General features: G+C 41.2%; 20 protein-coding genes. 8 read left to right on the top strand and 12 right to left on the bottom strand.

The annotated features are described in order from the left end of the window. Nucleotides 1-6: 6 nt before the first annotated feature. From OGM63_RS21935 to OGM63_RS21925, 3 genes are all read right to left on the bottom strand, one after another. The gene (locus OGM63_RS21935; RefSeq protein WP_263747781.1) at nt 7-468 is read right to left on the bottom strand and encodes a hypothetical protein; all 462 of its coding nucleotides are present in this window, start codon (nt 466-468) and stop codon (nt 7-9) included. 163 nt (nt 469-631) lie between these two features. Continuing rightward, nucleotides 632-1,267 (bottom strand): hypothetical protein, encoded by a 636-nt coding sequence (locus OGM63_RS21930; RefSeq protein WP_263747780.1) that lies wholly within the window; start codon nt 1,265-1,267, stop codon nt 632-634. A gap of 602 nt (nt 1,268-1,869) precedes the next feature. After that, entirely contained in the window at nt 1,870-2,655 is a 786-nt protein-coding gene (locus OGM63_RS21925) for a TIGR00297 family protein (RefSeq protein ID WP_263747779.1), read from the bottom strand. 389 nt (nt 2,656-3,044) lie between these two features. On the opposite strand from OGM63_RS21925, the gene OGM63_RS21920 reads away from it, so the two are divergent. From OGM63_RS21920 to OGM63_RS21900, 5 genes are read left to right on the top strand one after another with little or no spacing between them, the layout of a single operon-like run. After that, entirely contained in the window at nt 3,045-3,197 is a 153-nt protein-coding gene (locus OGM63_RS21920; RefSeq protein WP_263747778.1) for a hypothetical protein, read from the top strand. Beyond that, the gene (locus tag OGM63_RS21915; RefSeq protein ID WP_263747777.1) at nt 3,185-3,364 is read left to right on the top strand and encodes a helix-turn-helix domain-containing protein; all 180 of its coding nucleotides are present in this window, start codon (nt 3,185-3,187) and stop codon (nt 3,362-3,364) included. The genes OGM63_RS21920 and OGM63_RS21915 overlap by 13 nt, the downstream gene beginning before the upstream one ends. 17 nt (nt 3,365-3,381) lie before the next feature. Continuing rightward, nucleotides 3,382-3,687: a hypothetical protein gene (locus OGM63_RS21910; RefSeq protein ID WP_263747776.1), complete on the top strand. Its 306-nt coding sequence runs from the start codon at nt 3,382-3,384 to the stop codon at nt 3,685-3,687. 25 nt (nt 3,688-3,712) lie between these two features. Next, on the top strand, nt 3,713-3,940 hold the full coding sequence (locus tag OGM63_RS21905; protein ID WP_263747775.1) for a hypothetical protein: 228 nt from the start codon (nt 3,713-3,715) through the stop codon (nt 3,938-3,940). After that, nucleotides 3,937-4,359 (top strand): type II toxin-antitoxin system VapC family toxin, encoded by a 423-nt coding sequence (locus OGM63_RS21900; RefSeq protein ID WP_263747774.1) that lies wholly within the window; start codon nt 3,937-3,939, stop codon nt 4,357-4,359. The genes OGM63_RS21905 and OGM63_RS21900 overlap by 4 nt, the downstream gene beginning before the upstream one ends. 35 nt (nt 4,360-4,394) lie before the next feature. Here the strand turns inward: OGM63_RS21900 and OGM63_RS21895 are convergent, their stop codons facing one another. Next, entirely contained in the window at nt 4,395-4,541 is a 147-nt protein-coding gene (locus OGM63_RS21895) for a hypothetical protein (RefSeq protein WP_263747773.1), read from the bottom strand. Nucleotides 4,542-4,630: 89 nt separating this feature from the next. Here OGM63_RS21895 and OGM63_RS21890 point away from each other — a divergent pair, with 89 nt between their 5' ends. Both OGM63_RS21890 and OGM63_RS21885 read left to right on the top strand, forming a co-directional pair. Next, on the top strand, nt 4,631-4,894 hold the full coding sequence (locus tag OGM63_RS21890; RefSeq protein WP_263747772.1) for a hypothetical protein: 264 nt from the start codon (nt 4,631-4,633) through the stop codon (nt 4,892-4,894). Next, nucleotides 4,875-5,060, top strand: a complete 186-nt coding sequence (locus OGM63_RS21885; protein WP_263747771.1) for a PIN domain-containing protein — start codon at nt 4,875-4,877, stop codon at nt 5,058-5,060. Before OGM63_RS21890 ends, OGM63_RS21885 begins: the two co-directional genes overlap by 20 nt. A gap of 530 nt (nt 5,061-5,590) precedes the next feature. Here OGM63_RS21885 and OGM63_RS21880 read toward each other — a convergent pair. The 7 genes from OGM63_RS21880 to OGM63_RS21855 form a co-directional block, all read right to left on the bottom strand. Next, the gene (locus tag OGM63_RS21880; protein WP_263747770.1) at nt 5,591-5,920 is read right to left on the bottom strand and encodes a XisI protein; all 330 of its coding nucleotides are present in this window, start codon (nt 5,918-5,920) and stop codon (nt 5,591-5,593) included. Beyond that, the gene (locus OGM63_RS29630) at nt 5,908-6,150 is read right to left on the bottom strand and encodes an element excision factor XisH family protein (protein ID WP_318528520.1); all 243 of its coding nucleotides are present in this window, start codon (nt 6,148-6,150) and stop codon (nt 5,908-5,910) included. The genes OGM63_RS21880 and OGM63_RS29630 overlap by 13 nt, the downstream gene beginning before the upstream one ends. Then, on the bottom strand, nt 6,116-6,325 hold the full coding sequence (locus OGM63_RS29625) for an element excision factor XisH family protein (protein WP_318528518.1): 210 nt from the start codon (nt 6,323-6,325) through the stop codon (nt 6,116-6,118). Before OGM63_RS29625 ends, OGM63_RS29630 begins: the two co-directional genes overlap by 35 nt. A gap of 380 nt (nt 6,326-6,705) precedes the next feature. After that, nucleotides 6,706-7,299 (bottom strand): hypothetical protein, encoded by a 594-nt coding sequence (locus tag OGM63_RS21870; protein ID WP_263747769.1) that lies wholly within the window; start codon nt 7,297-7,299, stop codon nt 6,706-6,708. 153 nt (nt 7,300-7,452) lie between these two features. Continuing rightward, complete coding sequence (locus OGM63_RS21865; protein WP_263747768.1) at nt 7,453-8,019, bottom strand: hypothetical protein; 567 nt, start codon at nt 8,017-8,019, stop codon at nt 7,453-7,455. A 128-nt stretch (nt 8,020-8,147) separates the two neighbouring features. Then, entirely contained in the window at nt 8,148-9,773 is a 1,626-nt protein-coding gene (locus tag OGM63_RS21860; protein WP_263747767.1) for a tetratricopeptide repeat protein, read from the bottom strand. Then, nucleotides 9,713-10,579, bottom strand: coding sequence for an RNA polymerase sigma factor (locus tag OGM63_RS21855; protein WP_263747766.1), 867 nt, complete (start codon nt 10,577-10,579; stop codon nt 9,713-9,715). The genes OGM63_RS21860 and OGM63_RS21855 overlap by 61 nt, the downstream gene beginning before the upstream one ends. A 605-nt stretch (nt 10,580-11,184) precedes the next feature. Here OGM63_RS21855 and OGM63_RS21850 point away from each other — a divergent pair. After that, the gene (locus OGM63_RS21850; RefSeq protein WP_263747765.1) at nt 11,185-11,613 is read left to right on the top strand and encodes a VOC family protein; all 429 of its coding nucleotides are present in this window, start codon (nt 11,185-11,187) and stop codon (nt 11,611-11,613) included. Here the strand turns inward: OGM63_RS21850 and OGM63_RS21845 are convergent. Then, entirely contained in the window at nt 11,610-12,245 is a 636-nt protein-coding gene (locus OGM63_RS21845; protein ID WP_263747764.1) for an esterase/lipase family protein, read from the bottom strand. The two genes, OGM63_RS21850 and OGM63_RS21845, sit on opposite strands and share 4 nt — an antisense overlap. Nucleotides 12,246-12,384 lie beyond the last annotated feature (139 nt).

Here is a 12,384-nt window from a genome sequence, read left to right as displayed (position 1 = left end):
ACCTTTTTACATTAAGGGTAGATAGGGGAATAAAGGATGCCAAGCCATTGCAGTTGCTAAAGTGAACAACCCAAAAAGCCAGAAAAATATCGTTCGCGGCTTAACTTGTTTGTTTTTTAACAACGGATAAAGAATTGCCAAACTGACTAACCAACCAATAAGCATGAAAGTTTCTTTACCGGCGTAGCTACCAATATTGCCCCACATCGGGTCAAGGTTGACGCTACCGGGTATCCAACTGCCGATGGTACGCACAACGTTTTCTCTGTCTTTGGATGTGTCACTCAGGTGATGAATCACCATCATGGTAACGGCACCAATTCCACCACTAATGAGAAAAGCGGCTGCTGGTCCTGAAGTTGCGGGTGGGTTGTGAGAACCTTTGTGTAAGATTTGGGGAAATCTTTTCAGCCGATTCCAAAATCGAGTATAAAATGCCTCACTTGCCAGAGATTGTTTTTTAGCCATGATTATTTACTTTTTTAATGGATCGGGAATGAGCGCACAAGTCATGAAAAAACGAACCGCCAAGGAAGCCAAGGAAGCCAAGGAGAAGGACTAAGAGTTGCAGAGAGTTTTTGCGTTCATTCCTGTGGATGTATAAACTCGCTTTCTTTGATGCTGGGTAATTTCACAAAGCGTGAATTTTGGCTATAGCCAAACCCGTGACAAAACCACCCATGCCAAAAAACATCATTGCCATTAAGCCAACGCAGGTAGCAGTTAACACTGGTCGATTGTGCTTTTCTAGAATTGAGTCGCCGTAATTCCACAAAATCCACGTACAAGCCACACCTAAGGGCAAGGTAAACAATACGCTGAATTCGTGGTATTCCATGAAAACGTATTGAACAAGCGGCGAATTTGCTTTTAGCCACGCACGGGCACCACCGTAAGTGGCATCTGCTCGGTAGCGCATGTAGGCTAAGTTACCTGTGGCAATTGCCAAAAAGCTTACTAGTGTTGACCAAAACGTTAAAGTCCGCATTTGGGGCAAAATTTTGCTAGAACCCCGCAGCAAAGGAAAGGCAAGATGCCCAGTATAAACTACAACAATTGTTGCAAGTAAGGCTCCGCAGGCGTGGATAGTACCGATTGACCGCTGCCAAGGACTCGGATGTAAAAGATTAACGAAGGGTAAAAAAAGAAACAGTGCAACTGAGAGAATTGCCAAGCCATAAACGCTGACTGTCGCGATATCTAATTGTCGGGGAAATTCAGAGGGGACTGTTTCCGATAAAGCTGTTTTACTCTGGGATTCTTGCATTGTGTAGATGTCTTGTGAGTTGAACTTGGCAAAAGAAAGATTGAACAACAGTTGATAGAAGACAGCAGAAAGTTGTCCCTGTCTTGACTAAAATTGTCAATTTTGGGAAAATGCCAAATATGACTTTTCGCAGAAAGCAGGCACTTATTTATGCTTTCTACTGGGTGTTTTAAAATTAATTATTGAATACTTATATCAGTAATAATAAGGCAATGTAAATAGTTTTAGAAATATTTGTCAATAAACTTGATACAGGAATGTTTGGCTTCAACCGCGTTGGGGGCATTCGCTCTTATTGCCTGAGAATCAGAATTTGCTGTTTGGTAAGGGTTGTAGCAATACCGTTGGTGTTAACGTATGTAGAGACTACCAAGTGCAACGTCTCTACAAGGGTTTTGGGTTCACAAATATTCTTAACCGAGCCGTATTGAGGGTTGTAGCCTTTAACAGCTAGCGTAGAAAAGACGTAGAGACGTAAGCTAGCTACGTCTCTTGGGTTTCGGGCAACGCATAAAGACCCCGCCGTTAACGGCGGGGTTTATAAAAGAGCGGTCGATGTCTATTAAAAAATATTAAATTAATCGGGTGGGCGGCAATTGCGTCTAGATTGCCCATATTAAGGCGAATACGATCGCAGCGATCGCACCAATTAATGTATTTATCATATTGACGACTTCGTTAGTTAACCATGTATATTTAGATTGCAGAGTTGCGCCAATGACACTTTCTATATTTGTGGCAATAAAGGCTGCCAGAAGACAGCAAACTACACCGAGTATATTAATTAAACCGACACCCCAAGCAAAAAGTGCGATCGCAGCAGAAGCAAGCATTCCAGCAAGAGTTCCTTCTAAGCTCACCGCTCCTTCTGTCCCTCGTGGCACTGGTTGCAGTGTAGTAATCAAAAAAGTGCTTTTACCATAAGCTTTACCAACTTCGCTAGCGCACGTATCAGAAAGTTTGGTGCTGAAACTAGCAACAAAACCTAATAGGAGGAGGGATTGGAGATTTGGGAATGGGGACTGGGGAATTGAAATCAATCCCCAATTTATGATCCCGATTGCCAAAGCACACAGCGCTCCAATCAAAGCCGAACCCCAAACGTTTTCTGGACCTCTTGCCCCAGAACGCTTTTCGGCAATTCCTTCAGCTTCTTTTTGCTTCATCCCGATGCGTGTAACCGCAGAACCAACAAGAAAGTAGAACATTACTACTACATATCCTTGCCAGCCGAGAGTTCCCCAGAGTAGTACACCCAAAAACCAAGCGTGCAATATACCTGCTGGGGTAAGCAGCTTTTTGGGAGCAATAAAAACTATGCCTAATAAAACTGTGTTTAATCCGACTCCGACCAGCCAGGGATTTAAAGAAGAAATAAAAGAAAGCATTAAAGGCATCACCAGTATCTACACCCTCTTAATATTTACAAAAGTGCTTTTAAAGCTGCAAGGACTGAGATAGATTTCAACTCAACCTCAGCCTTTGCGGAGGTGGTGTTATCACCAAAGAATAAAAAGTTTGGTGTCTCCTATGGGTCCTAACGCAAAGTGCCTACATGATTAAATGCAGAATAGTCTTTTACCTTAACTGTAAGGATAGCAGTTTAACCCTCGTGCGATCGCACTCCCATAAAAAAGCGATGTCTACGACGGGCTACTTGATCGCATTCTTGAATCTATCATAAAAAAAGCGATCGCTCTCATCAATCTCCCATCATCAAAGCGATCGCAGATAAACGGTATGAAAAATATCTGGAAATACTTAAGGAGGAAAATTGATGACAAAATATACAACCCTATCTGAAGAGTTAAATAAACTTCCCAGAAAGAGACAAGAACTGATTTCAGCAAGAGCTTCCCAAATTCGTCTTGAAGAAATTACTCTTAGACATCTGAAAAGAAAAACTCGGTTTATCGATTGGCAGAATTAGCAGAGCGTCTGGAAGTGCAGCAACCAGCAGTATCCAAGCTGGAACGTAGGCAAAATCTGGAATTAAATACACTTCGAGCAGTTGTGAATGCTTTGGGTGGAACTATGGAAATTATTGTCAGAATTCCGAATAAAGAACCTATACTTCTGAGTGATTATCAAGAATAGGAACTTGTCACACTTTTGTGCGATCGCACCGACTACATCCCCTTCAGGATCGCCATCCCGTAAATAAAAGCGATCGCACTCCCGTAAATCAAAGGCGATCGCCCTTCTCCCTACAAAAAAGCGATCGCACTCCCCAATCTCCTATAAAAAAAGCGATCGCCCATCTCCCCGCAAAAAAGCGATGCCTGCGGCGGGCTGCGCCTACGCACTTCTGCCTACACAAAAGCGATCGCTCTTCTCCAAATCAAAAGCGATGCCTGGGTTGGGCTAATTCTACGCACTTCTCGCCACAAAAGCGATCGCATTTCCTGACGCTAAAATAAAATCATCCCTTACTTAACCCCTATCATGGCTATCCCAGAACTCGAACAACAACTCTTACAGCTTTCGCTCAACGATAAATTGTATATCATCCAACTACTCGCCCAAAGCCTGATTGCACCCAATCACAACACCCACTCAGATCAACCAAGTAAACTTTCAGAGTTTTTCCGTCAATCTCCCCTAGCTGAAGTCAGCGAAGAACTGGACTTTAGCCGCGATCGCAGCCTAAAGAGCGATGACTTCACTCTATGACTTACCTGCTTGATACCTGTCTGATTTCTGAACTTGTTGCCAAACACCCAAATCAAAAGGTTTTAGATTGGCTAGATGCCCAAGCACCAAAAACACTTTACATCAGCATTATTACAATTGGCGAAATTGCTAAAGGCATCAGTAAAATTACCGCGTCTAAGCGAAAAGAATCGTTGACGAAATGGCTAAATGAAACCCTACCCAGTCGCTTTAAAGACAGAATCTTAGGTATAGATTTTTCAACAATGGTATTATGGGGAAACTTAGTAGGACAATTAGAACAGAACGGGCGACCTCTGCCCGCTATGGATTCTCTGATTGCAGCGATCGCAATTCATAACTCTCTATCACTTGTCACCCGCAATGAAAAAGACTTTGCCGGGACAGGGGTTGTAATTATTAATCCTTGGTCTTTTTAACCTCATTACTATACCAAGTCCTGAGGATATAATGTTCAATATAACAACATCGCACTTCTCCCTACAAAAAAGCGATCGCCCTTCTCCCTACAAAAAAGCGATCGCACTCCCAAATTCCCCATAAAAAAGCGATCGCACTCCTCAAATCCCCAAACTGATCGCTCTTCTCCATCTCTCATCATCAAAGCGATCGCAGCTTCATATAATATTGCTAATATTCCATATAATGTGAGATATAATTAATTTGTCAATCAATCTATATTAACTTGCTATGGATTCTTTAAACCTACGCACAAAAGTTATTACAGAAATAAATCTTGTCCCACCAGATAAATTAGAAGAATTATATAACTTTATTCATTATTTTCGATTAGGTATAGAAGTATCTAAACCTTCGCTTAACAAAAATATGCAGTTTGCTGGCTGTTGGAATGATATGTCAGATGAAGTATTTGCTAACTTCAATGAAGAAATGATCGCACGTCGCCAGCAAGGATTTTTAGGAAGAAGAAGTGATGAAGCCAGTCTTGATTGACACAAACATTTTGTCCTTTTTCTTCCGTAATCATAGTCTAGTTGTTGAGCGTTTTCAAGCCTATCTGAAAGAGCATGACAAAATTAACATCAGCATCATCACTTATTATGAAATTGTCAGTGGATTAAAACATCGTGACGCGCAAAAACAACTTATATCTTTTTGAGAATTTGTTTCATACAATACGGTTTTACCTCTGACTACAAGCTCTGCAACAATTTATGCTGATATTTATGCCAATTTAAGAAATAAAGGAATACCAATTGACGATATTGATATTATTATAGCAGGAATTGCCATAGCCAACGATTTGATTATTGTCACAAATAATATCAGAGATTTTGGAAAAATAGAAAACTTAGAAATTCAAGATTGGAGTAAGTAATATTACAATTTGCTACGCCTATTACCTATTATTGTAAACAAAAAAGCGATGCCTGGGTTGGGCTGCGCCTACGCCCTTCTCCCCACAAAAAAGCGATCGCACGGACTACATCCCCTTCAGGATCACACTCCCTAATCTCCCATAAAAAAAGAGATCACCGTTTCTACATCCCCATCCCCTTCAGGATCGCACTTCTCCATCTCTCATCATCTAAGCGATCGCTATAAAGTAGCCATTTCACAAATTTCTGCGATACCCCACGTGTAGATTGCTTCCCGCTCTTGCCGTAGGTTTCCTGACTCCTATGTCCTTCAACTAGCAGCAAACTCAGTAAATTTACGTTTGTATGGGGCTTTAAAAGCCAAAACTATATCTTGTTTAGGAACTCCAGCTTCTACTAATTCATTAGCCACTCCGATTTCCGTTCCATCGCGTTCGATCCAAATTTTGCCATCTTTAATTTCTACGTAAATAATACAACCAAATATTCGCGTTAGCTCTTGCCAACCAATATTAAGAACAGAAAAGCGATCGCGCTCCGTATCAAATATCAATTTGACTTCTGTCTGACTATTTGAGCGATTTTTTGCGTGACTTTCAAGAATTTTTTGGACTACTTCTTTGTAATTCAGTCTCTCCATATAACAATCTCCTCTTTATCTGGGTTAAAAATTAGTAATTTTAGTTGATATTCGCCAATAATTCTTTGAATAAACTTCCGACTAAAAAACTCATCATAAACATCTACCGGAACGGCTAAATACAAAATCCGAGCAGGTTCGGTCAACCTCAATGCTGAACGGTAGTTGAGACATTGACCAAGAGCTAGGTGAAATTCAGTTACGTCTGAGGCTCCTAAAAAGGATTTTATCTCTACTGCTATTTTTTTTACCAGTTTTTTCAGCAGCTAAAATTCTCTCTGCGGTTAAGTCTATGTAAAAATCAACATCCTCAACTTGAATAAATAGATGCTCGTCAGTAATTGTCCATCCATCTTTTGCCAGGGCTGTTTTAACTGTATTATGAAATAAATTTTTAGCTGGCATACATAAATTAAATTTATTTAACCATCACTTGTAGCATAAAGCGATCGCATTCCCCACAAAAAAGCGATGCCTGGGTTGGGCTAATTCTACGCACTTCTGCCTACACAAAAGCGCGATCGCCCTTCCAAATTCCCCTTCAGGATCGCCCTTCTCCCTACAAAAAAGCGATGCCTGGGTTGGGCTAATTCTACGCCCTTCTCCCTACAAAAAAGCGATCGCACTTCCATAAACAAAAAGCGATCGCAATAAAAGGTAGGGTGGGTTAGCGACAGCGTAACCCACCTAATTTAATGATAGGGATGGTGCGTTACATTTCATTAACGCACCCTACAAGATCAGGCGATCGCACTAGGAACGAGGTAAACTTCACAAAAAAGCTATTATTTTTCTGTAACTTCAAATAACCAGATCGATGCTTGGTCTTTTTGTCTGATGAAAGCATTAACCTGAAAAGGAGAATTATTGAGAGATTTATCACTAGGATCTGTCATTTCATCCCAAGTTGATTTTGCTGGCTGATTGCCATCTTGATTAATAACTCCAATATTAATTTTTTGATTTCCTTCAGTACCTAATGAAGTTGAAAATTGTAAATTTATTTTTTCTTTACTTATCCCACAATCAATTTGATAGTTAGATGCAAAAGAAAAAGTATCACTATTAAATCTTTCACCGACTAGTTGCAATGAATCAATATCACCAAGAGGCCATTCTAAGGAATGATTGTAAACACCTACAGGTCTAAGAATACATTTAGTCTTGTTAGCTATTTCAACTATGCTTTTATATGTTATGGTCATTATTGGCATTTCTATAGTTTGATTGGGAAGAATTTGAGGTTGTATATCAGATGAACTAACTTGATTGTGGTCTACATAACTTATAGGTGAAGAATTAGCACGAGTATTAAAACTACCAAAGGCAATAGTTACACTCAACAACAAAGCAATAAAAACTTTAGTTAGAGATTTCATATGAATTAGATATCCTTAGTTAACTCAAAATGACAAGTTTTTTCTCAAATAAAAAATGACATTGGTGAAATTAAGCATCCAAACTTTGCAAAAACTCAGCAACTACTAAAAAAGAGGTAGGTATCTTTTTTTTCTACCTCTTTTTAGATCAAGTTATTTCACTTGATATATCCACTGGACTCTGCCATTATTGTTCGCCATAATGGCTCTAGCGGTGAACTGACCATTGACTAGATTTTTGTCATCAGCATTAGTCATCGCATCCCAACATGCGTTTGCTGGGCTGTTGCCATTTTCATTACGGGCGCAGAGATTAATTTTTCTTCTTCCTATGGGAGGCCATGAAGCTCCAAATTGGAAAAATTTTCCAGTATTTCCAACTGCATAGTTAGAGGCAAAGGTAAAATACCCAGCACCATTCTCTGTCCAGTCTCTATATTGAGCCGTTAATGGAGGAACATCACCAAGAACCCAATTTGATAGACTATTGTAACCACCCACACGGGTAAGTGGAGACCCAGTTTGATTAGCTATCACCATTTGAAATTTCTGTGTCGAGGTGATTAGCCCTAGAATTTGCTCTATGGTTTTATTAGCATCAATCGAAACATTTACGTTAGCACCCACTGGTGACTGAGCATGGGCATTGCCTGAAAAACCACCGAAGGCGATGGTTATAGCCAGTAGAAAAGCAGCAAAAACTCTAGTTAGAGATTTCATCCTCAAAAATCTTTTATGAGTTGAATTGAATTAAGTGGTTTTTTCTTCCCACATCTTCTAAACGTTTCCCGACCCCTATTTGTGAATTTTTCGAGTTACGGGCAATTTTTCTCCCCAAAAATCCACTCTCAACCACCAGAAGCCTTCCGCCCCTTACCTTTCAGCCGCTGCAAAATCTTCTCAACTTCCCCACGAGCCGGATACAACAACTGCTGACTTAAAGCGCTTTCATAAGCCTGTATCGCTCCCAACTTATCCCCCAACCCCACTAAGGCTCTCCCCAGCCAGTAATCAGCCGCAGCGGGGTTCAATGCCCTCCATTCCTGACATCCCTCACAAGCGGCTTCCCACCATCGCTTACTAGCCCCAACATCCCTCAGCACTGCGTAACTCTCCCCCAGCCAAACCAAGCCAGGTACTAATTGCAGATAACCCCCTGCTGGTAATATATGCCATCCTTTCTCCAACACCTGCACCGCTTCTTGATGTTTACCAGCCAAGGCTAAAACCCGTCCATGACGAAACCAAGCATCAGCTAATTGGGGCTGTAGTTGCGTACCCTGTTCCGAAACCTGACACCCTCGTTCAAACTCCTGAAAGCATTCCACTAAGACTCGTCCCGCAGTAGCCCAAACACTCCAACATTCAGGAAACCGCTTCAACATCTCCTCCACTATGGAAGCAAGACCTCTTACTCCCCTCTCCTCGCAGGAGAGGGGTAGGGGGAGAGGTTCAAGCGGTAAAATCTCGCACAACGCCCGATAAATTTCACAATCATCGGGATACAGATGATAGGCTTTCCCCATTATCTCAGCCGCCTTCCGATATTCCCCCATGTCGAATAAACACCGCCCATAGTAATACCAACCATAAGGATGATTTGGGTGTTCTGCGGTAAACTCTGCTAAGACCTCCACACCCTGTGCCCAATCCCCACGGAGAATGTGATAATATGCTAGGGAATTGTGAGCCTCAGCCCCATGAGGAGCCTGTTGCAGTGCAGAGGTAATCATATTTTTAGTCAGCTTACCCTCTTTACCAGAAACCAATCTCATTTGACAACGCCGATCAATTTGTCGTTGCAGTACCCGTAAATCATCGCCAGCTAAGGCTATAGCCCTGTTTAACCGCCCTCTAGCTGCTTGAATATCTCCCACCGCCATCAGGGCGTCATAGCTGTGAATCAACGCGACAACATCATCTGGGTTGACTGACAAAACCTGCTTCAAGGCACTGAGAGTACCAATCGAATTTTCTCTCCCCTGATGCACCTGTGCCAAAGCCAGCCAGTGAACTATTTTGTCAGGTTCTAAAGCTGCTGCTAAATTAAAAGCGATGATTGCCTTGTGACTCTCACCTCTGCAAACTGCAATCAATCCATTTACATGATTCTGAGTCCCTTCATTTTCAGACAAGAATAAGGCTTTTTCATATATTTCTAGAGCCTCTTTTTCTAGTCCCATCAGCTGCAAAATTTTCCCCAGTTGCAGTCGCACATCAATCAATTCAGGTTGTCGCGAAATCACTTGACGATATTCTGCAACAGCTTGTTGCCAGTTTCCTATTTTGTAATGCAAATCAGCCAGTTCTAATCTTTTTTTCCATCCTTGGGGATATTTATGGACATACTTACTTAAGGTGATGAGTTTCTGCTCAAGTCTTGCTGGCTTTTCTTCTAAAACCAAGTGAGCATTCATCTCCAAACCGGAGAATTGGGTAAACTGCAACAAGAAGGTGGCAAAGTTTCCAGACATATTACGGTTACTTTATAGTTAATTTCTTCGTTCTTGCTTTTTGTTGTTGCTGGTGATTCCCAATTACAAATCACTGTTTCAACCTGATGAAACTCTTCCACCATCGGAATTACCTTTTTTAAGGGTGGTGAGGGGGAATACAGAGAAGTGTTATCTTCCCCTGCAAGATACTTCTTTAACTGCTTTTGCAGAATCCTTCGCGCTTCTTGAATGCGTTTGCGAACGTTCTCTTCAGAGAGGGTGAGTTGTTTGGCGACATCTTGATAGGATTTATCTTGGCAGCAGTGTAAAATAAAAGGATGGCGCAGTCTGTCAGGTAAAGATTCAATTCTATGGTGCAGATATGCTTGCATCTCCAAATTCAAAATATTGGATTCAGGAAATTCTACCCTACAAGCAAATGCTGGATGATCTGCAAATTTAATATCGTCAATGTTTTCAATTCCTGGGGCTTCTCGTTTGTGTTTTCGATGCACATCCATGCAGAAGTTATAGATAAGTCGAGCTAACCACGCTTTCGGATATGTAATTTTAGTTGCAGATTTTGTCCATTCGTTACAGGCTTTGAGCATTGCCTGATTTAGTGCGTCTTCGGCATTATGAGAATTACCTCCCATCCACTTTAGGCAACATTTGTAAAAATCATCTTGAGATGATTCCCATAATTGCCAAAAATCCCGACAATTATTTGGAGCTAGAGCTTTGAATTGGCTTTGCTCTGGCAATACATCCTTGATTTCTAGCCTTGATAAGCAGAACAAAAGTTCTTGTTCTGGGTTGGCTTGTATATATGACTTACTGTTCATGATTTAAAACATGAGGGATGATGTACTTAGGACTTACACATTGAAAAAATGGTAAATTTATGCACTCAAAACATACATATTTTTTCGGTTCAAGCATTTGTTTGCTTGGAGAAAATGCGCCCTGATAAATTAATTTATAATTGGTATGAACTACAAAGGAATGTATTGACAAAAGTTGTTCGTAAATACATTTTTGATAATCTAACCAATCCTTGTGCTACTTGAATACATGAGCTAGCATTTTTGTCAATGCGTAAGTGATAGCTTTATAATCTTGCAGTCATGAGGTCTTTGATTTGAAAAACCAGCTAATAAATCGGATCAAGTATTGTATTTACTGGTTATTAACAGCTTACCAGACTTACACTCTTGCACCCTAGTCGGCAAAGTCGGATCTTTAATCGGGTCTAAACTCGACTTTTTTTGTCCAAAGTCCAATAGACAAACGTCGTGGAAATTAATTATGCGTTAACCGAAACCCTTGTAGAGACGCGAAATTTCGCGTCTCTACATTCTTTTCCGGAGATGTCCAATTATTGGGCAAACTAGGTTTTCAGCCATCCATCCTTATAAATTGTAAGTACCGAGTCTGTAAGGTCTTATCTATGAACCAAGTTTTATTTCATCTGGCTTTCCCGGTTACTGACATTGCCCAAACCAAGGCATATTATGTCGATGGGCTTGGCTGCGTTGCCGGTCGCGAAAATAAGCACGCGTTGATTCTCAATCTCTACGGTCATCAACTGGTAGCGCATATGACCAAAGAACCTTTAACACCGCAAGGGGGTATCTATCCCAGACACTTTGGACTAATTTTTAGTGCTGAAGGTGACTGGGAGGATTTATTAAGGCGATCGCAACAACGAGAGCTACTTTTTTTTGAAGAAGCCAAACACCGCTTTGTCGGTTCTCCTCTAGAGCACCGCGCTTTCTTTTTAGAAGATCCTTTTCATAACTTAATGGAATTTAAGTATTATCGTTACCCAGAAGCGATTTTTGGGAGTCCTGAGTATGCCAAAATTGGCGATGTTTAGACGACAAACTTCTTTGGATCTATGCAATTAATTGGTGTTTGAGATAATGCTTCTGCTACTGCCGCTAAACAGCGTGAGTCGGTCAACATCCAGGGGTGGAGCCTTGATGGTACTATCACCTCTGTACCTAGGGGAAGACGCGAACTATGTGCCGGGACAATCATTAAATCATAGGGTGTCCACACTGAGGTAAAGTTCAACTGCTTTAACATGGCTACGTCCTTATTCAAATCTTGGAGAAAAGTGCTGTTAGGACGCATTTGCAGGCATCCAGGACGTAGGGAAGCATAAGCGATCGCTGTTCCCTTATGGGGCGAAGATATGGTAATAAACCGCTGTACGCGATTAATTCCCCCCAGTCGCTGTACGTAATAACGGCTGATAATTCCCCCCATGCTAAAACCAACTATATCTAGTGGTTGTTCTGCGGTAAAGCTGTCGGCAATATAATCAGCAACTTGCTGTGCCAATTTCTCCAGACCGAAATCACCGTTATTCGGGATTAAATCTAAAGTATACACAGACCATCCCCGCTTTCTCAGGTAGGTCGCCATTGTCTGGAAAACTTGCCCCGTATCGTTAATACCATGTACTAATACCACGGAATTGCGTTGCTGCGTCTCAGTATTCATATCCAAAATATGTCTAATCTAAATCTAATTATGTAGAAAATTTAACCGAGTGCGATCGCGCTAACAGACTATGACCTTTATAGGACAAGGAGAGGGGGAGACAAGGAAGAAATTTTTCCAATTCGTCCCCCTGTCCCCC

Origin of the sequence: Plectonema radiosum NIES-515, from assembly GCF_025753815.1 — a bacterium.
GTDB lineage: Bacteria > Cyanobacteriota > Cyanobacteriia > Cyanobacteriales > Nostocaceae > Hassallia > Hassallia radiosum_A.
Note: the sequence above shows the minus strand (reverse complement) of the source record. Positions and strands in the feature narration are given on the sequence as shown.

What these genes read in the sequence shown, in the direction of transcription:
- OGM63_RS21845 (WP_263747764.1), bottom strand. Translation starts at nt 12,245, where the DNA reads ATGAATACTGAGACGCAGCAACGCAATTCCGTGGTATTAGTACATGGT.
- OGM63_RS29625 (WP_318528518.1), bottom strand. Translation starts at nt 6,325, where the DNA reads ATGCCAGCTAAAAATTTATTTCATAATACAGTTAAAACAGCCCTGGCA.
- OGM63_RS21905 (WP_263747775.1), top strand. Translation starts at nt 3,713, where the DNA reads ATGGCTATCCCAGAACTCGAACAACAACTCTTACAGCTTTCGCTCAAC.
- OGM63_RS21925 (WP_263747779.1), bottom strand. Translation starts at nt 2,655, where the DNA reads ATGCTTTCTTTTATTTCTTCTTTAAATCCCTGGCTGGTCGGAGTCGGA.
- OGM63_RS21895 (WP_263747773.1), bottom strand. Translation starts at nt 4,541, where the DNA reads ATGATGAGAGATGGAGAAGAGCGATCAGTTTGGGGATTTGAGGAGTGC.
- OGM63_RS21870 (WP_263747769.1), bottom strand. Translation starts at nt 7,299, where the DNA reads ATGAAATCTCTAACTAAAGTTTTTATTGCTTTGTTGTTGAGTGTAACT.
- OGM63_RS21860 (WP_263747767.1), bottom strand. Translation starts at nt 9,773, where the DNA reads ATGTCTGGAAACTTTGCCACCTTCTTGTTGCAGTTTACCCAATTCTCC.
- OGM63_RS21885 (WP_263747771.1), top strand. Translation starts at nt 4,875, where the DNA reads ATGAAGCCAGTCTTGATTGACACAAACATTTTGTCCTTTTTCTTCCGT.
- OGM63_RS21850 (WP_263747765.1), top strand. Translation starts at nt 11,185, where the DNA reads ATGAACCAAGTTTTATTTCATCTGGCTTTCCCGGTTACTGACATTGCC.
- OGM63_RS21890 (WP_263747772.1), top strand. Translation starts at nt 4,631, where the DNA reads ATGGATTCTTTAAACCTACGCACAAAAGTTATTACAGAAATAAATCTT.
- OGM63_RS21920 (WP_263747778.1), top strand. Translation starts at nt 3,045, where the DNA reads ATGACAAAATATACAACCCTATCTGAAGAGTTAAATAAACTTCCCAGA.
- OGM63_RS21880 (WP_263747770.1), bottom strand. Translation starts at nt 5,920, where the DNA reads ATGGAGAGACTGAATTACAAAGAAGTAGTCCAAAAAATTCTTGAAAGT.
- OGM63_RS21935 (WP_263747781.1), bottom strand. Translation starts at nt 468, where the DNA reads ATGGCTAAAAAACAATCTCTGGCAAGTGAGGCATTTTATACTCGATTT.
- OGM63_RS21900 (WP_263747774.1), top strand. Translation starts at nt 3,937, where the DNA reads ATGACTTACCTGCTTGATACCTGTCTGATTTCTGAACTTGTTGCCAAA.
- OGM63_RS21855 (WP_263747766.1), bottom strand. Translation starts at nt 10,579, where the DNA reads ATGAACAGTAAGTCATATATACAAGCCAACCCAGAACAAGAACTTTTG.
- OGM63_RS21865 (WP_263747768.1), bottom strand. Translation starts at nt 8,019, where the DNA reads ATGAAATCTCTAACTAGAGTTTTTGCTGCTTTTCTACTGGCTATAACC.
- OGM63_RS21930 (WP_263747780.1), bottom strand. Translation starts at nt 1,267, where the DNA reads ATGCAAGAATCCCAGAGTAAAACAGCTTTATCGGAAACAGTCCCCTCT.